The following is a 20,731-nucleotide window of genomic DNA, read 5'->3' as shown; positions in this document are numbered from 1 at the left end:
CGACTCTCAGGTGTGCTCGGGCGGGTTGATCCGCGAGGTGTCGATCGCGGAGGCGGTCGTGCCCCACTTGGCGAGGATCCGGGCGTACGTGCCGTCCTTGATCAGCTCGTTGACGGCGGCCTGGAACGCCTTGGTGAGCGGGGAGCCCTTCTTGAAGGCGAAGCCCACGTCGAGGCGGTGGAACTCGCCGAGGAAGGTGGTCCGGGAGGCGGGCTGGGCCGCTTGGTGGCGCAGGCCGTTGATGGTCGACATGATCACGTCGATGCGGCCCTGCTGGAGTGCGGTGAGGGTGGCCGCGTTCTCCGAGTAGACCTTCACGTCGTACGGCTTCTTGCCCGCCTTGGCGCACACCCCCTTCCGCGCGGTGAGGGTCGCTTCGAAGGTGGTGCCGGCGCCGGTGCCGATGGTCAGCCCGCACAGCTGGGTCAGGTCGGTGATCTTCTTGCCGAGGGCGGTGTTGCCCGTCTTCACCGCGAAGCCCTGGCCGTCGTTGATGTAGGTGACGAAGTCGATGGTCTTCAGGCGTTCGGTGGTGACGCCGAAGTTGCCGGTGCCGACGTCGTACTTGCCGCTTCCGAGGGCGGGCAGGATCGTCTCGAAGGAGGCGTCCTGGCGCTCCAGCTTGACGCCGAGGACCTTGGCGACGGCGTCGGCGAGGTCGATGTCCTGGCCGGCGGGCGGTTTGTCCGTGCCGTTCGGGTAATAGGCCCCTGGCGGGAACCCGATCGAGCTTCCGACCCGCAGCGTGCCCGCCTTGCGGACGTCCGGGGGCAGCAGGGCGGCGACGGAGTCCACCGTGCGTACGGCGGCGACCGGGTCGTCGGTCGGCGCGGGAGAGGCCTGCGCGCCCGCCGCGGTGCCGCCGGTGTCGCCGGATCCGCAGGCGGTCAGCGCCAGCAGGGGCAGCAGAGCGAGGACGGCGACGCCACGCGGGCGGATGGTGGGGGTTCGGATGGTCACTGGTCGGGAGCCTTTCGGTTGTGTTCCCGGTCGGCGAGGTGCTTCTCGAAGGGCAGCGGGCCGATGGTCTCCGGGTCGGCCTCCGTGTCGAACAGCGGTGTGTAGCCGGTGGCCAGGTACAGGCCCCGGGCCTCGGGCTGGCGTGGCCCGGTGGTCAGGTAGATCCGCCGGTAGCCGCGTGCGCCCGCCTCGCGCTCCAGCTCGGCGATGACGCGCCGGGCGAGACCGCGGCGGCGGTGGGCGGAGTGGGTCCAGATCCGCTTCAGCTCGGCCGTGGTGGCGTCGTAGCGGCGGAAGGCACCGCCCGCGACGGGCTCATCGCGCTCCAGCAGCAACAGCAGCAGTCCGCCGTGCGGCTCGGTGAACTCCTCGTCGGGGTAGCGGGCGATCTCGGCGTGGGCGTCCTTGCCGTAGCGCCGGGAGTACTCCTCGCCGAGTTCGGTCAGCAGCGGCCGTACTCTCGGGTCGGACATCACGACATGACGGACCGTCAGCTCGGAGGCGAACGTCATGCGCCCACCACCGTGCGGGTCCGCGTGCCTCGGGCCGCGTGCTCGGCGTCGCGCTTGGCGGCCTCCTCGCGGACGATCGGGAGCGGGAGTGTGTACTCCTTGTCGAAGGCGGCGCCGGAGCGCGGGAACTCCACAGGCATGGCGGATGGCCTTTCAGGGTGCGGCGACACGCAGGCATGACGGAACTGCCTCGAGCGCAGGCATGAGCGCACAGCCCGTCAGGCGGACGGGTCGGTGCGGTCGTGACGACGTCGGGCGTCGGGAAACGCAGGGGGAGATGCAGAGCTGCGGCAGCGCGCGTAAGGAGAGAACTCGGCCCGCGACGGGGTCACCGAGGGAGGGAAGGGCCGGTCAGACGGCCCGCTGCCGAGTCAGGCGCAACACGCGGCCGACCACACCCGACCGAAGTCGATGTGATCGCGCGAGACCAAGCGCTGCTGGGCATTCATGTGACCAATTGAGCAGTACATCGTGGCGCCCGTCAAGCAGCGCCCGGATGCCGGACCGCCCAGACCGGCCCCGCCCAGGGCGCCGTTGACACATCGATGCCCTGGGCAGCCGCTCCGACCAGCCCTTTCGCGGCAGCGCTTCCGTCTGGCAGAAGCCGCCTTGCGCGGCGGTCGCCGCCGTCACGACCCTGATGCCAACCACGGCACGCGGGGCGGCGACGCCCCGCCGACAGGGACGGGAACCTTCATGCCTCACATGACCGCCTTCGCCAGGAACCAGTGGTACGTCGCCGCCTACAGCCACGAGGTCGGGCGCGAGCTGCTCAGCCGGACGATCCTCGGCGAGCCGCTCGTGCTGTACCGGACGGAGCAGGAGGGAACGCCGGTCGTGCTCAACGACCGCTGCGTGCACCGCCGTTACCCGCTGTCCGAGGCCCCGACCCGCCTGGACGGCGACCGGATCGTGTGCGGGTACCACGGGTTCACGTACGACACCACCGGCACCTGCGTGTACGTGCCCGGCCAGAAGCGCGTCCCGCGGACCGCGCGCGTCGCCTCCTACCCGGTCGTGGAGCAGGACTCGCTGATCTGGGTGTGGATCGGCGACCCGGCGCTCGCCGACCCGCAGGTCATCCCGCGGGCCCGGCACCTGGACTCCCCGGGCTGGGTCACCGTGCGCGGCATGGAGCCCATCGACTGCGACTACGGCCTGCTCGTCGACAACCTCCTGGACCTGTCCCACGAGACGTACCTGCACGGCGGTTACATCGGCACCCCCGAGGTCGCCGAGACGCCGATCACCACGGAGGTCGACGAGGGCGCGGGCATCGTACGGGTCAGCCGGCACATGGACGACGCCGAGTGCCCGCCGTTCTACGCGAAGTCGACCGGCATCGAGGGCCGCATCACCCGCTGGCAGGACATCGAGTACTTCGCCCCCTGCCTGTACCTGCTGCACAGCCGGGTCGCCCCCGTCGGCGTGCTGCCCGAGCCGGACGGCAGCGACCCGAACGGCTTCCACACCGAGGTGACGTACTGCATCACCCCCTCCAGTGACGGCAAGGTGTACGACTTCTGGGCGGTCTCCCGGGACTGGGCGACGGACGACGATGAGGTCACCGAGTTCCTGCGCGGCAACAACCACACGGTCGTCATGCAGGACGTCACCGCGCTCAACCTGCTGCAGAAGACGCTCGGCACCGAGCGCACCGGCTACCAGGAGCTGAGCATCAACATCGACACCGGCGGTCTGGCCGCCCGCCGTATCCTCGCCCGGCTGGTGGAGGAGGGCGCCAAGCCCGTGGAGCAGGTCCAGTGAGCGGCGCGCCCACGGGTGAGATCTACCGCATCGACTGGCTGCCGGGCACCGACGTCCTGCACGGCACCTGTCACTGCGGCCGCGAGCACACCTGTCAGGACCCGGTCGAGATGTGGGAGTGGATGCTCGCCCATCCACAAGGACACCAGCCCCACCAGCCGCAAGGGCACGAGCCGCGAGGAACCCGCTCATGAGCCTGTACGAAGCCGAACTCGTCGTCGCGCGCAGGGAGCAGGTGGCCGACGGCGTGCTCGCCCTGACCCTGCGTCACCCGCTGGGCGAGGAACTGCCTTTGTGGGAGCCGGGCGCCCACATCGACGTCGTGCTCGGGCCAGGCCTGGAGCGGCAGTACTCGCTGTGCGGCGACCCGGCGGACCGGTCCGCCTGGCGGATCGCGGTGCTGCGCGAGCCGGCGGGGCGCGGCGGATCGGCGTATGTGCACGAGCAGGTGGGCCAGGGTGACAAGGTACGGGTGCGCGGGCCGCGCAACCACTTCCGGCTGGAGCCCGCCCCCCGCTACCGGTTCGTCGCGGGCGGGATCGGCATCACCCCGATCCTGCCGATGCTGGCGGCGGCCGAGGCGGCGGGCGCGCAGTGGACGCTGCTGTACGGCGGGCGCACCCGCCGGTCGATGGCCTTCACCGGGGAACTGGCCCGCTACGGCGACCGGGTGACGATCGCGCCGCAGGACGAGACCGGGCTGCTGGAGCTCGGCCCGGTCCTGGACGACGTCCCGGACGGCACGCTCGTGTACTGCTGCGGCCCCGGCCCGCTGCTCGACGCGGTGGAGGGACGCTGCCGGGCCGGGGCGCTGCGGGTGGAGCGGTTCCAGCCGAAGGAGCAACCGGCGGGGCAGGACACGCAGTTCGAGGTCGAGCTGGCGCGCAGCGGCAGGACCGTCACCGTCCCGCCCGGCGTCTCGGTGCTCGACGCGGTGCTCGGCGCCGGGGTCGAGGTGCTGTACTCCTGCACGGAGGGCACCTGCGGCACCTGTGAGACCGATGTCCTCCAGGGCGATCCGGACCACCGGGACGCGGTGCTCACGCCGGAGGAGCGGGAGTCCGGGGAGACGATGATGATCTGTGTGTCCCGGTGCAGGGGGAAGCGGCTCGTACTGGACCTGTGACGCGCAGGTCCGCCTCGATCCGGGCCACGGTCGCCACCAGGTGGGGCAGCAGGTCGCGGCGGACGGACTCCACCGAGGTGCGGCCGGCGTGCACGGCGATGTTCACACCGGCCACCACGTCGCCGTCCCGGTCCCGTACCGGGGCGGCGACCGAGCGCAGGCCCTCCTCCAGTTCCTGGTCGACCAGGGCGTGGCCCTGGCGGCGGACCCGGCGCAGCTCGGCCCGCAGGGCGTGCTCGGAGGTGATCGTGCGGGGGGTCAGCGGGCGCAGCTCGGTGCGGGCGAGCCGGGCGTCGAGCTCCTGCGGCGGCAGGTGCGCGAGCATGATGCGGCCCACGGACGTGACGTGTGCCGGGAAGCGGGTGCCCACGGTGACGGACACCGTCATGATGCGGCGGGTCGGCACGCGGGCCACGTACACGATGTCGTCGCCGTCCAGGACGCACAGCGACGACGACTCCCCCACCTGCGCCACCAGCCGCTCCAGATGCGGTTCGGCGATCTCCGGCAGGGTCAGGGAGGCGAGGTAGGAGTAGCCGAGCTCCAGCACGCGCGGGGTGAGGCGGAACAGCCGGCCGTCGCTGTGGACGTAGCCCAGGTCGGCGAGGGTCAGCAGGAAGCGGCGGGCCGCGGCCCGGGTCAGGTCGCAGGCGCGGGCCACCTCGCTGAGCGTCAGCGCCGGATGGTCGGCGTCGAAGGCACGGATGACCGCGAGGCCCCGCTCGAAGGACCGGACGAAGTGGGTGGCGCGAACGGCGTCGGTCATCGGCGGCCTCCGTCGGGACGTACGGACGTACGCGGAGCGCACGCTATGAGCGCGCCCGAACCGGTGTCAACGGACCGGAATGCCCAACTACCCCATTCGTTAAGGGGATTGACCATGTACGGGTCAGGGCCGTACGTTCCCGCTGAGCACGAGTGTGCTGTGCGCGCACAGCTGTCCGCCAGTCCCGGGAACGTCCCCTAGGGAGTCGGAGTCATGCGTCGTCGTCTGCTCGTCGGCCTCACGGCCGTGTCCGTCCTGGCCGCCACCACGGCGTGCGGCTCGTCCGGCGACGGGGGCGCCCCGGCCGGGAACGGCTCGTCCGGCGGCACCACCACCGTCAAGGTCGGCATCATCCCCATCCTGGACGTCGCCCCCCTGTACCTGGGCCAGAAGAAGGGCTTCTACGCCCAACGCGGCCTGAAGCTGGAGCTGCTGCCCGCGCAGGGCGGCGCGGCGATCGTGCCCGGTGTCGTCTCCGGCCAGTTCCAGTTCGGCTTCAGCAACACCACCTCCCTGCTGATCGCCCGGTCGAAGAACGTGCCCGTGAAGGCCGTCGCCAACGGCGTGGCCTCCACCGGGAAGGACGGCGCCGACATGGCCGCCGTCACCGTCGCCAAGGACTCGCCCGTCAAGTCCGCCAAGCAGTTGGAGGGCAAGAAGGCGGCGGTCAACACGCTCAACAACATCTGCGACACCTCCATCAAGGAGTCGGTCCGCAAGGACGGCGGCGACCCCTCCCGGGTCGAGTTCGTCGAGATGCCCTTCGACCAGATGCCCGCCGCGCTGGAGGCCGGCCGGGTCGACGCGGCCTGCACCCCGGAACCGGCGCTGTCCACGGTCGAGGCCGCGGGCGGCCGGCAGATCGCCTCCAACTTCTACGACGTCTCCCCCGACCTCACCGTCGCGCTGTACTTCACCTCCCAGCGGTACGCGCAGAAGAACCCCGAGGTGGTGAAGAAGTTCCAGGAGGCCACCGCCGAGTCCCTGAAGTACGCCGACGGCCACCCCGACGAGGTCCGCCGGATCCTCACCACGTACACCAAGATCCCCGGCACCCTGGTGGAGAAGCTGACGCTGCCCCGCTGGCCCGCCGAGCCGGACCGCGCCTCCATCGAGCGGCTCGCCGAACTCGGGCAGCGCGACGGCCTGTTCCAGCAGCGCCCCGACCTGGACAAGCTGCTGCCGTGAGGGGCGAGAACGCCGCCCTCGGCGCGGCCGGGCTCGCGGCCTTCCTCGCCCTGGCCGAGGCGGTGCCGCGGCTCGGTCTGGTGAAGGAGGACTACTTCCCGCCCGCCGGCCGGATCGCCGGCGCGCTGACCGACGAGCTGTCCGACCCGGCGTTCTGGACGGCCCTCGGCGACACCCTCACCGGCTGGGCGCTGGGCCTGGCGATCGCGGTGGGCGCGGGGGTCGTCACCGGCGTGCTGATCTCCGTCGTGCCGTACCTGCGGCAGGCGACGGCCTCCACGATCGAGTTCCTGCGCCCCATCCCGTCGGTGGCGCTGATCCCGCTGGCGGTACTGCTGTACGGCACCGAACTGCGGTCGGTGCTGCTGCTGGTGGTGTACGCCTCGTTCTGGCAGGTGCTGGTCCAGGTTCTGTACGGGGTGCGGGACGTGGACCCGGTCGCGGAGGAGACGGCCCGGTCGTACGGCCTGGGTCCCTGGGCCCGCGTCCGGTACGTGCTGTGGCCGACGGCGCTGCCGTACGTCATGACGGGCGTACGGCTGGCCGCCGCGGTCGCGCTGATCCTGGCCGTGACCGCCGAACTGGTCATCGGCGCCCCGGGGTTGGGGGCGCGGATCGCGGTGGCGCAGACCTCTCAGGCGGTGCCCGACCTGTACGCGCTGATCGTGGTGACGGGCCTGCTCGGGCTGCTGATCAACGTCGGTGCCCGGGCCGTGGAGCGGCGGGCGCTGGCCTGGCACCAGTCGGTGCGCGGGGAGGTGGCGGTGTGAGGGCCGCGCTGCTGCGACTGGGCTTCGCCCTGGGGTTGCCCGCGCTGCTGCTGGCCGTGTGGTGGGTGGCCTCGGACGACAGCACCGACGTGTACTGGCCGCCGCTGCGTACGGTCCTCGGCGCGTTCCCGGACGTGTGGACCGGCGAGCGGCTGCGCGGGGACGTCCTGCCGAGCCTGCTGCGGCTCGCGGCGGGCTACGCCCTGGCGGCCGTCGCCGGGGTCGCGCTGGGCACGGTCATCGGCTCCTTCCGGCGGGTGCGGGCGGTGTGCGAGCCGGTCCTGGAGTTCCTGCGGGCGGTGCCGCCGCCGGTGCTGGTGCCGGTCATCATGCTGTTCGCGGGCATCGGCGACGCGATGAAGATCCTGGTGATCGCGGCGGGCTGTGTGTGGCCGGTGCTGCTGAACACCGTGGAGGGAGTGCGGGCGGTCGACCCGGTGCTGGCGGAGACGGCCCGCTCCTACGGCATCACGGGCCCGGCACGCCTGCGGGACCTGGTGCTGCGCTCGGCGAGCCCGCAGATCTTCGCCGGTCTGCGGCAGGCGCTGTCGATCGGCATCATCCTCATGGTCATCAGCGAGATGTTCGCGGCCAGCAACGGACTGGGCTTCACCGTCGTCCAGTTCCAGCGCTCCTTCGCCATCCCCGACATGTGGACCGGCATCCTCCTGCTCGGCCTGCTCGGTTTCGTCCTGTCGGTCCTCTTCCAGCTCGTCGAACGGCGGGTGCTCGGCTGGTACCACGGCCTGCGCGCCGCCACCCGGAGGTCCCGGTGAAACGCGTGAATGGGCGGTCCGTGCTGGACGTACGCGGCCTGAGCAAGGTCTACGACGGCTCCGGGCGGCGCGTGGCGGCGCTGCGCGAGGTGACCTTCACCGTTCAGGCCGGTGAACTGGTGTGTGTCGTCGGCCCGTCGGGCTGCGGCAAGACGACCCTGCTGAAGTGCGTGAGCGGGCTGCTCACCCCGACGGCGGGCGAGGTGACCCTGGCGGGGCGGCGGGTGGACGGGCCGCCGCCCGGGATGGCGTTCGTCTTCCAGGAGTACGGGCGCAGCCTGTTCCCGTGGCTGCGGGTCGGCGCGAACGTCGAGCTGCCCCTGAAACAGAAGGGCCTGCCCAAGGCGCGGCGCCGCGCGCTGGTCGCGGACGCGCTGGAGTCGGTGGGCCTCGCGGACGCGGCCGGGGCGTACCCGTGGCAGCTGTCGGGCGGCATGCAGCAGCGGGTGGCGATCGCCCGGGCGCTGGCGTACGAACCCGGCGTGCTGCTGATGGACGAGCCGTTCGCGGCGGTCGACGCGCAGACCCGGGCGGACCTGGAGGACCTGGTACGCCGGCTGTGGCGGGAGCGCGGCATGACGATCCTGTTCGTCACGCACGACATCGACGAGGCCGTGTACCTGGGCGAGCGGGTGATCGTGCTGTCCGCCTCCCCGACCGTCGTCCGGGAGCAGCTGACGGTCGACCTGCCGGACGACCGGGACCAGGTGCACACGCGCGTGGCGCCGCGCTTCGCCGCGTTGCGCACGCAGGTGTACGAGCAGATCCAGGCGGCCAAGCGCTCCGGGGCGGCGAAGACCCCTCAGTGAGCGGCCCACAGTCCGCGGACGTGCCCGAGGTGCCGGGTCATCACCGCCCGCACCCGCTCGGGGTCGCGGGCCAGGAGCGCGTCCAGGAGTTCCAGGTGCTCCTCGGCGGAGGCCTCCAGCCGTCCTGCCTCGGCCAGCGCGGTCAGTCCGTACAGCCGGGAGCGGCGTCTGAGGTCCCGTACGACCTCCACCAGGTGGCCGTTCCCGGCCAGGGCCAGCAGGCCCAGGTGGAAGCGAAGGTCGGCCTCGACGTAGGCGATGAGGTCGCCGGCCGCCGCCGAGGTGACGATCTCCTGGGCGACCGGGCGCAGTGCCCGCAGGGCGACGGGGTCGGCGGTGGCGGCGAGGCCGGCGGTCGTGGGGATCTCGATGAGGGACCGGATGTGGGTGTACTCGTCGAGTTGCTGGTCGGAGACGGCGGTGACGCGGAAGCCCTTGTTGGGCACGGTGGCCACCAGGCCCTCCCGGACCAGGTCGAGCATGGCCTCGCGCACCGGGGTGGCGGAGACGCCGAAGCGGGCGGCGAGGCCGGGCGCCGAGTAGACCTCGCCGGGGCGCAGTTCCCCGGCGATCAGCGCGGCCCGCAGCGCGTCCGCGACCCGCTCGCGGTAGCTGGGCTTGCGGCCGCCCAGCGAGGGCAGGGCGGGGCTGTGCCGCGGGGGCATGACGGTGGTCCTTCCTCGGGGGTGGGGGTCTTACAGGACGAAGCCGGCCGGGAACGGGTCGTCCGGGTCCAGCAGGTACTGGGCGGTGCCGGTGATCCAGGCGCGGCCGGTGAAGCTGGGCAGCACGGCGGGGACGCCCGCCACCTCGGTGGTGCCGAGGAGGCGGCCGGTGAAGCGCGTGCCGATGAAGGACTCGTTGACGAACTCGGTGTGCAGCGGGAGCTCGCCGCGCGCGTGCAGCTGCGCCATGCGGGCGCTGGTGCCGGTGCCGCAGGGCGAGCGGTCCAACCAGCCCGGGTGGATCGCCATCGCGTGGCGTGAGTGGCGGGCGGTGGAGCCGGGGGCCGCCAGGTAGACGTGGTGGCAGCCTTGGACGGAGGGGTCCTCGGGGTGCACGGGCGGGTCCTCGGCGTTGATGGCGTCCATCAGGGCCAGCCCCGCCGTGAGGATGTCGTCCTTGCGGGAGCGGTCGAAGGGCAGGCCGAACCGCTCCAGCGGCACGATGGCGTAGAAGTTCCCGCCGAAGGCGAGGTCGTACCTCACCGTCCGCCCGTCGGCGAGCGTGGCCTCACGGTCCAGGGCGACGGCGAAGGACGGGACGTTGCGCAGGGTGACGGCCCGGGCGGCACCGTCCGCCACGGCGACCTCGGCGACCACGAGCCCGGCCGGGGTGTCCAGGCGGATGGTGGTGACCGGCTCGGTGACCTCCACCATGCCGGTCTCCACCAGGACGGTCGCGACGCCGATGGTGCCGTGCCCGCACATCGGCAGATAACCGGAGACCTCGATGTAGACGACGCCCCAGTCGCAGTCGGGCCGGGCCGGCGGCTGGAGGATCGCGCCGCTCATGGCGGAGTGCCCGCGCGGCTCGTTCATCAGCAACTGCTTGATGTCGTCGCAGTGGTCACGGAAGTACAGCCGCCGCTCGTTCATCGTCGCGCCGGGGATGGTGCCGACACCGCCGGTGATCACCCGGGTCGGCATGCCCTCGGTGTGCGAGTCGACGGCGTGCAGGACGAGCTTGCTGCGCATGGTCGGTCCTTTGCTAGGCGAGTCCGGCGGCCACGGCCTTCTCGGTGGCCGCGCGGACGGCGGCCTCCTGCTCGGGCAGCAGCGGCATGCGCGGCGGGCGGCACGGGCCGCCGTACCGGCCGACGACGTCCATGGACAGCTTGATGGCCTGTACGAACTCCACCCGCGAGTCCCAGCGCAGCAGCGGGTGCAGCTGCCGGTACAGCGGCAGCGCGGTGGCGAGGTCACCGGCGACCGCCGCGCGGTACAGCGCCACGCTCGCCTTCGGCAGCGCGTTCGGGTAGCCCGCGACCCAGCCCTGGGCACCGGCGACGGCGAGCTCCAGCAGCACGTCGTCGGCGCCCACCAGCAGGTCGAGGTCCGGGGCGAGTTCGGCGATCCGGTAGGCGCGGCGCACGTCCCCCGAGAACTCCTTCACGCCGTGGATGTACCCCTCGCCGTGCAGCCGGGCGAGCAGCTCCGGCACCAGGTCCACCTTGGTGTCGACGGGGTTGTTGTACGCCACCACCGGCAGGCCGGCCTTGGCGACCTCGGCGTAGTGGGCGAGGACGGAGCGCTCGTCGGCACGGTAGGCGTTCGGGGGCAGCAGCATCACCGCCGCGCAGCCCGCCTCCCGGGCCTGCTCGGCCCAGCGCCGGGCCTCGGCGGCCCCGTAGGCGGCGACCCCGGGCATGACCCGCTCGCCGCCGACCGCGGCCACGGCCGTCTCGACGACCCGGGCGCGTTCGGCGGGGGTGAGGACCTGGTACTCGCCGAGGGAACCGTTGGGGACTACGCCGTCGCAGCCGTTGGCGACGAGCCACGCGCAGTGCTCGGCGTACCGGTCGTGGTCCACGGACAGGTCGTCGTCCAGCGGCAGCGCGGTGGCGACGAGGACGCCGCGCCAGGGGCGGTGGCCGGTCATGAGGGTTCCTCCTCGGGGTGGTGCCCGGTTTCGGGGTCGGGCCCGGGTTCGGGATGCTGCCCGGCCAGGACGCCGAGCGGTACGGGGTGGGCGAACGGCCGCCTGGACGGGGTGGGCGGGCATCCGGTGAGGCCGGCCACGGCGGGCCCGCACATCCGGCCCTGGCACCAGCCCATCCCGGCCCGGGTCAGCAGCTTCACCGTGCGGACGTCACCCGCGCCCAGAGCGAGGGCCTCCCGGACGGTGCCCGCGGTGACCTCCTCGCAGCGGCACACCACGGTGTCGTCGGTGACCTGGCCGGTCCAGTGCGGGGGCGGCGCGAAGGCGGCCGCCAGGGCGGCCGCGGCCCTCCTGAGCCGCTTGCGGGACGTCACCACGGTGGGCGCCGGGTGGGGCGTGGTGCCCCTCAGGCGCGCGGCGATCGAGTGCCCGGCGATGTGCCCCTCCGCCAGCGCCAGGGCCGCACCGCCGACGCCGGTGGCCTCGCCCGCCGCCCACACGCCGGGCACGTCCGTGCGCTGCTCGTCGTCGACGGCCACGGCGGTCCCGTCGAGGCGGCAGCCGAGGCTCTCGGCGAGGTCGGTGTGCGGGAGCATGCCGTGGCCGACCGCGAGGGTGTCGCAGGGCAGGTGCCGCTCGGTGCCGGGCCGGACGCGTCCGCCGCCGTCCAGGGCGGCGACGGTGACGCCGGTCAGCCGGTCGTCGCCGTGCGCCCGGATCACCGTACGGCGGGCGAGGAGCGGCACGCGGTGGCGCAGCAGCCGGACCGCGTATCCGGCGCCCTCCGGGAGCTTGCCCGCCAGGGCCGGGCCGTGGCGCAGCAGGCGCCGCGGGTGAGCCGACTCGACGAGCGCGGCGACCTCGACGCCCGCCGCGGCCAGTCCGGTGGCGACGGGCAGCAGCAGCGGACCGGTCCCGGCGACGACCGCGCGGCGGCCGGGGACCACGAGCCCGCCCTTGAGCATGGCCTGCGCCCCTCCGGCGGTGACGACCCCGGGGAGCGTCCAGCCGGGGAAGGGCAGCACCGTCTCGTAACCGCCGGTGGCCAGGAGCACGGCACGGGCCCGCACCTCGGCCGGGCGTTCCTGCTCGGGGCCGAGCAGGGCGTGCACGGTGAACCCGCCCGGCTCGCGCTCGACGCACCACACAGGGTGGTCGGCCAGCACCTGGACGCCGGTGGCGGCGAGTTTGTCGCGCAGCCGTTCCCAGCTGCGCCACCGGTGGTGCAGCGCCTCGGGCCTGGTCGCCCCGAGCGCGGCGGCGGGCTGCCGGTAGAACTGCCCGCCCGGCTGCGGGGCCGCGTCGAGAAGGGTGGCCCGTACGCCCTGTCCAGCCGCCGCCAGCGCCGCGGCGAGCCCCGCCGGGCCCGCGCCGATCACCGCGAGCTCGGTGCGCGTGCCCCGCTCAGTCCCCATGGCCGGTCCCCTCCTGCGTGCGGATCACGTCCCCCGGCCGGGCCGGGACCAGGCACGCCCGCTGGTTCGGGCGGTCGTTGACCGTCACCAGGCAGTCGAAGCAGACGCCGATGCCGCAGAAGATCCCGCGCGGGCGGCCCGTGCCCCGGGTGGAGCGCCAGGAGGTGACACCCGCGGCCCACAGCGCGGCGGCGACGGTCTGGCCGGGCAGCGCCTCAACGGGCCGGCCGTCGAAGGTGACGGTGAACGCGGGCCCGGGCCGGGCACCCGCCAGCTGAAGCGGATTCACGCGGCCTCCTCGCGGAAGCGGTCCGGCCGGAAGGGCCGAAGTCGGATGTCCGGTGCGCGGCCGGTCAGCGCCTGCGCGATCAGGTGCCCGGTGCCGGTGGCCAGGCCGATGCCGGCCCCCTCGTGCCCGCAGGCATGGAAGAGGCCGGGTGCCCGGGGGTCGGGGCCGATCGCCGGGAGGTGGTCCGGCAGGTACGGCCGGAAGCCCGCGTAGGCGCGCAGGGCCCGGACCCCGGCCAGGAACGGGAACAGCCGCGTCGCCCCCGCCGCCAGCGCCCGCAGCGCCGGGAGGGACAACGACCGGTCGAAGCCGACCCGTTCCCGGCTGGCGCCGATCAGGACGGGCCCGGCGGCGGTGCCCTCCACCACCGGGGAGGTCTGCAGCTCCGCCGCGTCGCTGGCGACGTCGGCGACGTAGCCGGCGGCGTACACCTTGTGCCGGATGCGCGGCGGCAGCGGCTCGGTGACCAGCACGAAGCCGCGCCGCGGCAGGACGGGCAGGGACACTCCGGCGCGGGCGGCCAGTTCGCCGCCCCAGGTGCCGGCCGCGTTGACCACGGCGGGGGCGTGCACCTCCCCCCGGTCCGTACGCACCCCGCGCACGGCGCCGTCCGGCCCGCGCAGCACCTCGGTCACCTCCCGGCCGGTGAGCAGCCGGGCGCCGGAGACCCGCAGCAGGTGCGCCGCGGCGAGCGCGGGCATCACCTGGGCGTCCTGCGGATAGCGCACCCCGCCCGCGAGGCCGTGCGCCAGGTGCGGCTCCACGTCACGCAGGTGACCGGCGGGTACCTCGACGGCCGCCACTCCGGCCTGCCGCTGCGCGGCGGCGAAGGCGGCCAGCCCGGTCCACGCCTCGGGTGTGGCGACGACGAGGCCGCCCTTGGCCTCGTACTCGACCGCCTCGCCGAGGCCCTCGTCGGCCAGGTCGGCCCACAACCGGGCGGAGAGCAGGGCCAGTTCGAGCTCCGGGCCGGGTTCCTTGTCGGAGACCAGGAGGTTGCCCTCACCGGCCCCGGTCGTCCCGCCGGCCACACAGCCGCGGTCCAGCACGGTGACGTCGAGCCCGGCGCGGGCCGCGTACAGGGCGCAGGCGGCGCCCACCACGCCGGCTCCGACGACCACGACATCGCAGGTCAGTCGCTGACGCACGCCAGTACTATGTCACATGGTCCTGCTCCGGAAAATGGCGCCTGACCAGCGGAAATGCCCCCGTCGGGGCCGCGTGCGCCGCCGTGCTCAGCCGCTCGCGCGCACCACCCGCAGATGCGAGGCGGCCCGGCGCGCCCGGCGCTCCCTGGACGGGCCGCGACGCGCGTCACGCAGGACCAGGGTCAGCCGTGTGCAGCCCAGGTCCCGGAGTGTGCCGGGCGCCTCGACGACGACGCGGCAGTCGGTGGCTCCCCAGCGCGGGTCCGGGTGCAGCAGCGGCCGTACGGCGCCGTCGTGCTCCACGGCCTCCTCGCCGACCGCGCGGATCCAGTGCGGCAGGCCGTGCCGGTAGGCGGCCTCCATGATCGGGTCCTGCGCGATGTCCCGGCGCACCCCCTGGAGGACGGGGTCGTGGCCGAACCGCTCCAGGGCGGCGGCGAAGTGCGCCAGCATCGGCAGGCACCAGCTCGGCTCGTGCTCGCCGAGGACCGCGGGCGCCTCCGGGTGGAACAGCACGAACCGCAGGAAGTTCTCCTCCGGCATGGCCGTCGGCTGCGGTCCGACGCCGCCGAAAAGTGACCGGAACGCGCTGTTGGCGAGGAGCACGTCCCAGCGGTGGTCGACGACGAAGGAGGGGAAGGGGACGGCTTCCATGAGGGCCGCGTAGTCCTGGAGGTAGGCCTGGGCCTCGGAACGGTCGGGGACGGGCCGCGGTGCCGGCCGCCGCCCTCCTGCCTGATGTGCCATCGGGAGGTCACCCCTCTTGCCTGTACGGCCCTGCGCGGCCGCCCCGATCCTGCTGCCCGGGTGCGAGGCGTGTCAACTATCGTGGCATTTCACGGCTGTTGACGGCTGAAATTGGCCACAGTTGTGGCGAGACCTGGATGTGAGTTCGAAGCCCCGCTAGTCTCCGGAAAGTTCACGGCAACCGCTTGTGATGAGCCTGCTTGTGAGAAGCCTGTGAGAGACGTAGGAGATCTGTCGGTGACGGGTGGCTTCGAGGGACCGGGCACCACGCCGACGGCCGCGCTGCCGGCCGTCGTCGCCCGCGTCACCGCACTCGCCGACCGGCTCGGCGTGCCGCACGGCGAGGTCTTCGACGTCCCCCGCCTGTCCTTCGCCTCCGGGGTCCCCGAGCCCGTGGTCAGGGCCCTGCTGAGCGGCCGGCCCGCGGGCGAGCCCGATGTGCAGGCGCGGTTCGTGCAGCGCCTGGACCTGCTGCGCCGTACCCGGCTCAAGCCGAACGGGCGCCGGTACACCCAGCAGGAGATCGCGGACGGCGCGGGCATGTCGCGCCAGCAGGCCGGTGCCCTGATCAACGGCGACCGGCGGCCCACCATGGAGCACTGCGACGCCATCCAGCGCTTCTTCCGGGTGCACGCCGGGTTCCTGACGGCCGAGGACCCCGAAGCGCTGGCGATCGCCCTGCAGCACACCGAGCAGGAGCTGCTCCAGCGGCTCGCCGACCGGGAGCGGGAGGCCGCCGCGGCCGCCGACGACCCCCTGGAGCGGCTGCTGCAGGACCACGGGGTGCGGGGGATCGCCTGGCGGGCCGCGCAGCTGCCCACCGACCAGCACCGCGACAAGGTCGCGGAGTGGCTGGACATGCTCCTGGAGAGCGTCAAGCGGCCCGAGTCGTGAACGTGGGGAGACACGTGGGCATCGGTAGGGACATGCGCCGCCTGTGCGGCGAGTTGGTCGCACAGATCGGGCTCGACGCCCCGGCCCGGCCCGCCGAGCTGTACGGCGCGCTGTGCGACGCGATGAGCAGACGCCGCGGCCGTCCCGTCCTGTTCCGCACGGCCGCCTTCCCGCCCGGCACCGCCAGCGGTCTGTGGCTCGACATGGCCGACCAGGACCTGGTGGTGATCGAGGAGCGTACGGCGCCCGACCACCAGCTGGTGATCCTGGGCCACGAGTTGTGGCACATGGAGGCCGGGCACTGCAGCCATCACGTGGCGGGCGCCGCGGTCGCGGCCCGGCTGCTCGACGACACCGCCGACCTGCGGGCCACCGTCCTGCAGGTCGCCGCGCGCACCCGGTTCGACCAGGACGACGAGCAGCAGGCCGAGCGTTTCGGGCTCCTGCTGGCCAGCAAGTGCCGTACGTGGCTGGCCGGCTCGTCGCTGCGGGGGCCGGTGCAGCGGGACGGGCTGGCGGGGCGGATCGAGGCCTCGCTGGGGTATCTGGGCCCGCAGGGCTGAACCGGCCTTCCTCCGGCGGTTGCGCCGCCGGTGCGGGCTCCGCCGGGCGGGCGAAGGCGGGTGGGCAGCGGCCCGATTGTCAGTGCCGGGCGGCAAGCTGGTGGTGCGCCGCCGCGTGCGGGGGCGTACGCGTTGCGGGCCTCGCCGCCGTGGGGCGGCCCGGGCCCGGGCGCGTCGACCGATGACGCCGACAGGGGGGAGCCGACCGATGCCCACCGCCGTACTCACCGACCGGGAACGCACTGCCGTCCAGGCCTATCTGCGCCTGCTCCACACGGTCCGGGCCGCGTTCGACACGGCGTCGGGCCCGGAGGGGACCGACCGGCCTGCGCGCGTCCCGCCCTCCGTCCTCGCCGAGGCGGAACGGGCCCTGGCCGAGGCGGGCCTGACCGGCAACGAGGAGGAACTGTTCCGGCTGGTACGCACCTGGTGCCCGGAAGGCTGAGACGCCCCCCGGCCCGCGGCTGCCCGACCCGGCACCTGCGGGCCGGGGCGGCCGACCACGGGGCCGGGTCCCGTCGGCACGGGCACGTGCCCGGTCCGTGATGCGGAGCCGGTATCCCGGGGGCGAGGACGCCCCGGCACGAGCGGCCAGACACCAGCAGACACGAAGCCGGGCCCCCGCCTGCACGGGCCATCTTCCAGCAGCCACATGCCGGGTCCGTGATGCCGAGCCGGTGTCCAGGGGGACGAGGACGCCCGGGCGAGCCTGTGCCGACGCCCGGCACTTGCGGCCAGACGCCGTCCGTCATGAGGCCGGGCGCCGTCCGCCAAGGGTCGGCGGCCGGCGGCCACCGGCCGGGCTTGTGACCACGCCCGGGCCTGTGGCCGCGAGCCGGGCCCCCTCGGCCCGAGGTCAGCCGGTCTGTGAAACGGTCAGGTGTGCGGGACCGCGACCGCTGTCGTGAGGAGGCCGTGGGCGGCTGTCCAGCGGCCCTGGAAGTGGTCGAGGCGGCGGTCGGCCACCCAGGGGCCCGGGACCAGGAGGGCCGCGTGGAAGTCGCCGCGGTGCGGCGCGCCGGGGTCCACGGAGATCTCGATGTCGGCCTCCATGAAGTCCAGCCACTTCCCGGTGAGGGGGAACCAGGCCTTGTACACCGACTCCTTCGCGCTGAACAGCAGCCGGTCCCAGTGCACGCCGGGCCGGTCCGCGGTGAGCAGGCCCAGCCGTCGTACCTCCGCCGGGAGGGCCACGGAGGGCAGCACGCCCTCGGGCAGCGGCCCGTCGGGCTCCGCGTCGATGCCGACCGAGGCCAGATCGGCCTGCCGCACCAGCGCCGCGGCGCAGTAGCCGTCGCAGTGGGTCATGCTGCCGGTCAGACCCGCCGGCCAGCGCGGGGCACCGCGGTCACCGGGCAGCACCGGCTGCGGCGGCACCCCGAGCTTCTCCATGGCGCGGCGGGCGCAGGCGCGCACGGCGGCGAACTCCCGGCGCCGCTTGTCCACCGCCCCCTCCACGAGGGCCGCCTCCTGCGGGTACAGCGGCGCGTCGCCCGCGTCATGGCCGTAGGCCTCCACGGCCACGACCGTCTCCGGCAGCAGTTCCTCGATCAACGGGCCTCGTCTTCCCTCGGCAGGATGCGGCGCAGCCGGCCCGGCGGCTGTGCCCTCTTGCGCCACTCACGCGGATAGCCCACCGACACCTCCTCGAAGCGCACGCCCTCGTGCCAGGTGGTGCGCGGGATGTGGAGATGGCCGTAGACCATGGTGTGGACCCGGAACCGGCGGTGCCAGTCGGCGGTCAGCTCCGTGCCGCACCACATCGCGAACTCCGGATGCCACAGCACGTCCGTGGGGTGCCGGTGCAGCGGGTAGTGGTTGACGGGGATCACCGGCAGGTCGCCGGGCAGCTCGGCGAGTCGGCGCGCCGTCCCCTCGACCCGGGCCCGGCACCACGCCTCCCGGCTCGGGTACGGGTCGGGGTGCAGCAGGTACTCGTCATTGCACACGATCCCGGTGCCGTGCGCGTACGCCAGCCCCTCTTCCTTCGTGGCGCACCCGGCCGGCAGGAACGAGTAGTCGTACAGCAGGAACAGCGGTGCGACGGCGACCGGGCCGCCGGGGCCGTCCCAGACGGGGTAGGGGTCCTCGGGCGTCAGGACGCCGAGCTCCCGGCACATCTCGACCAGGTGGTCGTAACGGGCGACGCCGCGCAGGGTGACGGAGTCCCTCGGATGGGTCCACAGTTCGTGGTTGCCGGGCGCCCACACGACCCGGGCGAAGCGGCCGGCCAGGGTCTTCAGGGCCCAGCGGATGTCGGCGACGGTCTCCGCCACGTCCCCGGCGACGAGCAGCCAGTCCTCGTCCGTCTCCGGCCGCATGCCCTCGACCAGGGCGCGGTTCTCCGGGTAGCCGATGTGCAGGTCGCTGATCGCCAGCAGCCGTCCGCTCCCACCGGCCGTCGCCATGACGTCTCCCCCCTGCGCGCACACGACGGCACCACGAGATCACATCCGCGCGCCGGGGACAAGACTCCCCGGCCCGGACGGGACGGTCATGATCGGGTAATCCGTAACACTCACGTTGCACGACTCGGCCCGCCGAAGCCGTATGATCTGCCCCAACACCACCGCGATGCACGTCCCTTCAGCAGGGGCGGTTTGGTGTCCCTCCATTCGTCCTGCCCGGGCACGGGCTGCTCAGCCCTGCCCGCGAACCGTGAAAGGCGGCCTGCATGGTCTCTCGCGTACGCGTCTGGCTCAACCGCACGTACGCGGAGAACGTGTTCTTCATGGATCAGCTGCGGAGAAATCCCAGCGACCGGGCCGTCGAGATCCATGCCACGCACGGCGACCCCGACTCCCCCGTGCTGGCCGCCGCCGACACCGCCGAACTGGAGCCGGAGGGCCTGTCGCCGGCCGCGTACGTCGAGTACGCCCTGGACCAGTGCGCGCGGCGCGGCATCGACGTGTTCGTGCCCCGGCTGCACCAGGCGGCGGTCGTGGCGCACCGCGCCGACTTCGAGGCGGCCGGCACGGCGCTGCTGGCGCCGCCGCCCGAGGCGGTGGCCGTCTTCGAGGACAAGGTGATCGCCTACGAGGCGGTCCAGGGGATCGGCGTGCCCGTGCCGCCGTGGTGGCGGGTCCGGTCGGCCGACGAACTTCTCGCCGCCGTCGAGAAGTTGGAGGCGGACGGTCACCGGGCGTGCTTCAAGCCGGCCTCCGGAGCGGGCGGGGTGGGCTTCCGTGTGATCACCCGCTCCCCCTTCTCACTGGTGCACCTGAACGGCTTCCCGAGCCCGTACGTGCCGCTCGACCTGGTGCTGGAGGCGCTGCACCGGGCCGAGGAGCCGGTCGACTGGCTGGTGATGCCGCGCCTGGAGCAGCCCGAGGTGTCGGTGGACTGCCTGACGGGCCCCGACAACCGGATCCGCCTGGCGGTGGGCCGCACGAAGAACGGCCGGCGCCGGGGCTTCACGCTGGACGAGCGGTGGCTGGAGCCGGCCCGGCGGATCGCGGAGGGTTTCGGCCTGCACTACCTGTCCAACATCCAGTTCCGGATGTTCGGCGAGGAGCCGGTCCTGATGGACGTCAACACCCGCCCGGCCGGAGGGCTGCACCAGCTGTCCCTGTGCGGTGTCAACGCCCCTTGGGCGGCGGTGCAGTTGGCGCTCGGCGAGGACCCGGGCGAGATCGTCCCGCCGTTCCTGGGGCAGGACTACACGGTGGTGTCCGGGCCGCGCCCCCTGCGGCCGGTGCCGGTGCCGCAGCGGGCACAGGCGCCGGAGCCGCTGCTGCCGGCGGTGCCGTCGCCGGCCCCGGCCGGCTCCCTCCCGGCCGCGGTGGCCCAGGAACAGGCCCAGGCACTGCCGCTGTAGGTCCCGGGCACCGGTTCAGGCCCGGGCGGCGAGGGCCTCGCGCCAGGCGGGGCTGTCGACGTAGTGGTTGTCGAACCGCTCGGAGGAGTCCTTGATCTCCTGCGGGTCGGCCTCCCCGCGCATCACCCGGCCCAGCAGCCGCAGGTAGTCGAAGCGGCCGGCCCCCGGAGTGAAGACGAACAGCACGTCCGCCGTCGCGCCGGGCGCGGCGGCGAAGGCGTGCGGGGTGTGCGGCGGCACCACCAGGAAGTCGCCGGCCTCCAGGACGGTGACCTCCTCGCCCACCAGGACCTGGAGCGCTCCGTCGATCACGAAGAACAGCTCGGCCGCTTTGGTGTGCAGGTGGGCGGGCGCGCCCACCGCGCCCTCGGCGAACGTCGAACGGTAGCTGGTGAGCCGCCCGCCGGTGTCACCGGAGTCGGCGAGGAGCGTCATCACGCTGCTGGGGTCGCGGGTCGTCTCGGCGTCCGCGGCGCGCGTGAGGACCGGGGCGAAGCCGGTGGCGGGGGTCGTCTCGTTCTGCTTCGTGGTCATGACCACAACCCTATGGAGCCCAGTGACCGGCCGTGGGGTGCATTCGGCG

Annotated in this window: 25 protein-coding genes; 11 read left to right on the top strand and 14 right to left on the bottom strand. The window is 73.5% G+C overall.

Annotated features, from left to right (window positions below):
* Positions 1 to 6 precede the first annotated feature (6 nt).
* The 3 genes from AB0K80_RS13000 to AB0K80_RS12990 are packed head-to-tail and all read right to left on the bottom strand — an operon-like array spanning position 7 to position 1,612.
* Complete coding sequence (locus AB0K80_RS13000; protein WP_365669158.1) at positions 7 to 954, bottom strand: ABC transporter substrate-binding protein; 948 nt, start codon at positions 952 to 954, stop codon at positions 7 to 9.
* A 2-nt stretch (positions 955 to 956) separates the two neighbouring features.
* Positions 957 to 1,472: a GNAT family N-acetyltransferase gene (locus tag AB0K80_RS12995; RefSeq protein WP_365668797.1), complete on the bottom strand. Its 516-nt coding sequence runs from the start codon at positions 1,470 to 1,472 to the stop codon at positions 957 to 959.
* Positions 1,469 to 1,612 carry a hypothetical protein gene (locus AB0K80_RS12990; RefSeq protein WP_365668795.1) on the bottom strand — a complete coding sequence of 48 codons (144 nt, stop codon included), beginning with the start codon at positions 1,610 to 1,612 and terminating at the stop codon, positions 1,469 to 1,471. The genes AB0K80_RS12995 and AB0K80_RS12990 overlap by 4 nt, the downstream gene beginning before the upstream one ends.
* A gap of 556 nt (positions 1,613 to 2,168) precedes the next feature.
* Between AB0K80_RS12990 and AB0K80_RS12985 the strand changes: the two genes are divergently transcribed.
* From AB0K80_RS12985 to AB0K80_RS12975, 3 genes are read left to right on the top strand one after another with little or no spacing between them, the layout of a single operon-like run.
* Positions 2,169 to 3,239, top strand: a complete 1,071-nt coding sequence (locus AB0K80_RS12985; protein WP_365668793.1) for an aromatic ring-hydroxylating dioxygenase subunit alpha — start codon at positions 2,169 to 2,171, stop codon at positions 3,237 to 3,239.
* Positions 3,236 to 3,433 (top strand): hypothetical protein, encoded by a 198-nt coding sequence (locus tag AB0K80_RS12980; RefSeq protein ID WP_365668792.1) that lies wholly within the window; start codon positions 3,236 to 3,238, stop codon positions 3,431 to 3,433. The genes AB0K80_RS12985 and AB0K80_RS12980 overlap by 4 nt, the downstream gene beginning before the upstream one ends.
* A complete protein-coding gene (locus tag AB0K80_RS12975) occupies positions 3,430 to 4,365 on the top strand; it encodes a PDR/VanB family oxidoreductase (RefSeq protein ID WP_365668790.1) in 936 nt (311 codons plus the stop codon). The genes AB0K80_RS12980 and AB0K80_RS12975 overlap by 4 nt, the downstream gene beginning before the upstream one ends.
* On the opposite strand, the gene AB0K80_RS12970 is transcribed toward AB0K80_RS12975, so the two are convergent.
* Complete coding sequence (locus tag AB0K80_RS12970; protein WP_365668788.1) at positions 4,280 to 5,131, bottom strand: IclR family transcriptional regulator C-terminal domain-containing protein; 852 nt, start codon at positions 5,129 to 5,131, stop codon at positions 4,280 to 4,282. The two genes, AB0K80_RS12975 and AB0K80_RS12970, sit on opposite strands and share 86 nt — an antisense overlap.
* Before the next feature lie 213 nt (positions 5,132 to 5,344).
* On the opposite strand from AB0K80_RS12970, the gene AB0K80_RS12965 reads away from it, so the two are divergent.
* The 4 genes from AB0K80_RS12965 to AB0K80_RS12950 are packed head-to-tail and all read left to right on the top strand — an operon-like array spanning position 5,345 to position 8,674.
* Positions 5,345 to 6,319 carry an ABC transporter substrate-binding protein gene (locus tag AB0K80_RS12965; protein ID WP_365668786.1) on the top strand — a complete coding sequence of 325 codons (975 nt, stop codon included), beginning with the start codon at positions 5,345 to 5,347 and terminating at the stop codon, positions 6,317 to 6,319.
* Positions 6,316 to 7,089: an ABC transporter permease gene (locus AB0K80_RS12960; RefSeq protein WP_365668785.1), complete on the top strand. Its 774-nt coding sequence runs from the start codon at positions 6,316 to 6,318 to the stop codon at positions 7,087 to 7,089. Before AB0K80_RS12965 ends, AB0K80_RS12960 begins: the two co-directional genes overlap by 4 nt.
* Positions 7,086 to 7,865 (top strand): ABC transporter permease subunit, encoded by a 780-nt coding sequence (locus AB0K80_RS12955; RefSeq protein WP_365668783.1) that lies wholly within the window; start codon positions 7,086 to 7,088, stop codon positions 7,863 to 7,865. The genes AB0K80_RS12960 and AB0K80_RS12955 overlap by 4 nt, the downstream gene beginning before the upstream one ends.
* On the top strand, positions 7,862 to 8,674 hold the full coding sequence (locus AB0K80_RS12950; protein ID WP_365668781.1) for an ABC transporter ATP-binding protein: 813 nt from the start codon (positions 7,862 to 7,864) through the stop codon (positions 8,672 to 8,674). The genes AB0K80_RS12955 and AB0K80_RS12950 overlap by 4 nt, the downstream gene beginning before the upstream one ends.
* On the opposite strand, the gene AB0K80_RS12945 is transcribed toward AB0K80_RS12950, so the two are convergent.
* The 7 genes from AB0K80_RS12945 to AB0K80_RS12915 all read right to left on the bottom strand — a co-directional run bounded on the left by AB0K80_RS12945 (position 8,668) and on the right by AB0K80_RS12915 (position 14,874).
* Entirely contained in the window at positions 8,668 to 9,339 is a 672-nt protein-coding gene (locus AB0K80_RS12945) for a GntR family transcriptional regulator (protein ID WP_365668779.1), read from the bottom strand. The two genes, AB0K80_RS12950 and AB0K80_RS12945, sit on opposite strands and share 7 nt — an antisense overlap.
* A 30-nt stretch (positions 9,340 to 9,369) precedes the next feature.
* Positions 9,370 to 10,371 (bottom strand): proline racemase family protein, encoded by a 1,002-nt coding sequence (locus AB0K80_RS12940; RefSeq protein WP_365668778.1) that lies wholly within the window; start codon positions 10,369 to 10,371, stop codon positions 9,370 to 9,372.
* 13 nt (positions 10,372 to 10,384) lie between these two features.
* Positions 10,385 to 11,275 carry a dihydrodipicolinate synthase family protein gene (locus AB0K80_RS12935; RefSeq protein WP_365668776.1) on the bottom strand — a complete coding sequence of 297 codons (891 nt, stop codon included), beginning with the start codon at positions 11,273 to 11,275 and terminating at the stop codon, positions 10,385 to 10,387.
* A complete protein-coding gene (locus tag AB0K80_RS12930; RefSeq protein WP_365668775.1) occupies positions 11,272 to 12,690 on the bottom strand; it encodes an NAD(P)/FAD-dependent oxidoreductase in 1,419 nt (472 codons plus the stop codon). Before AB0K80_RS12930 ends, AB0K80_RS12935 begins: the two co-directional genes overlap by 4 nt.
* Complete coding sequence (locus tag AB0K80_RS12925) at positions 12,680 to 12,979, bottom strand: (2Fe-2S)-binding protein (RefSeq protein WP_365668774.1); 300 nt, start codon at positions 12,977 to 12,979, stop codon at positions 12,680 to 12,682. The genes AB0K80_RS12930 and AB0K80_RS12925 overlap by 11 nt, the downstream gene beginning before the upstream one ends.
* Positions 12,976 to 14,127: an FAD-binding oxidoreductase gene (locus AB0K80_RS12920; protein ID WP_365668773.1), complete on the bottom strand. Its 1,152-nt coding sequence runs from the start codon at positions 14,125 to 14,127 to the stop codon at positions 12,976 to 12,978. Before AB0K80_RS12920 ends, AB0K80_RS12925 begins: the two co-directional genes overlap by 4 nt.
* An 87-nt stretch (positions 14,128 to 14,214) precedes the next feature.
* Positions 14,215 to 14,874, bottom strand: coding sequence for a hypothetical protein (locus AB0K80_RS12915; RefSeq protein WP_365668771.1), 660 nt, complete (start codon positions 14,872 to 14,874; stop codon positions 14,215 to 14,217).
* 237 nt (positions 14,875 to 15,111) lie between these two features.
* Between AB0K80_RS12915 and AB0K80_RS12910 the strand changes: the two genes are divergently transcribed.
* The 3 genes from AB0K80_RS12910 (at position 15,112) to AB0K80_RS12900 (ending at position 16,776) form a co-directional block, all read left to right on the top strand.
* Entirely contained in the window at positions 15,112 to 15,768 is a 657-nt protein-coding gene (locus AB0K80_RS12910; protein WP_365668770.1) for a helix-turn-helix transcriptional regulator, read from the top strand.
* 32 nt (positions 15,769 to 15,800) lie between these two features.
* A complete protein-coding gene (locus tag AB0K80_RS12905; protein WP_365669156.1) occupies positions 15,801 to 16,331 on the top strand; it encodes a toxin-antitoxin system, toxin component in 531 nt (176 codons plus the stop codon).
* 208 nt (positions 16,332 to 16,539) lie between these two features.
* On the top strand, positions 16,540 to 16,776 hold the full coding sequence (locus AB0K80_RS12900; protein ID WP_365668769.1) for a hypothetical protein: 237 nt from the start codon (positions 16,540 to 16,542) through the stop codon (positions 16,774 to 16,776).
* Between the two features lie 431 nt (positions 16,777 to 17,207).
* Here the strand turns inward: AB0K80_RS12900 and AB0K80_RS12895 are convergent, their stop codons facing one another.
* Together AB0K80_RS12895 and AB0K80_RS12890 are read right to left on the bottom strand one after the other, a co-directional pair.
* On the bottom strand, positions 17,208 to 17,885 hold the full coding sequence (locus AB0K80_RS12895; protein WP_365668767.1) for a 4'-phosphopantetheinyl transferase superfamily protein: 678 nt from the start codon (positions 17,883 to 17,885) through the stop codon (positions 17,208 to 17,210).
* Entirely contained in the window at positions 17,882 to 18,739 is an 858-nt protein-coding gene (locus tag AB0K80_RS12890) for a metallophosphoesterase (protein ID WP_365668765.1), read from the bottom strand. The genes AB0K80_RS12895 and AB0K80_RS12890 overlap by 4 nt, the downstream gene beginning before the upstream one ends.
* Positions 18,740 to 19,005: 266 nt before the next feature.
* Here AB0K80_RS12890 and AB0K80_RS12885 point away from each other — a divergent pair, with 266 nt between their 5' ends.
* Positions 19,006 to 20,148, top strand: a complete 1,143-nt coding sequence (locus AB0K80_RS12885) for an ATP-grasp domain-containing protein (RefSeq protein WP_365668763.1) — start codon at positions 19,006 to 19,008, stop codon at positions 20,146 to 20,148.
* Positions 20,149 to 20,163: 15 nt separating this feature from the next.
* Here the strand turns inward: AB0K80_RS12885 and AB0K80_RS12880 are convergent, their stop codons facing one another.
* A complete protein-coding gene (locus AB0K80_RS12880) occupies positions 20,164 to 20,682 on the bottom strand; it encodes a cupin domain-containing protein (RefSeq protein ID WP_365668761.1) in 519 nt (172 codons plus the stop codon).
* Between the last annotated feature and the right edge of the window lie 49 nt (positions 20,683 to 20,731).

The organism is Streptomyces sp. NPDC052682 (assembly GCF_040678435.1).
In the GTDB taxonomy this organism is placed as follows: domain Bacteria; phylum Actinomycetota; class Actinomycetes; order Streptomycetales; family Streptomycetaceae; genus Streptomyces.
The sequence above is the reverse complement of the archived record's forward strand: the minus strand, read 5'-3'. Positions and strand labels throughout refer to the sequence as shown.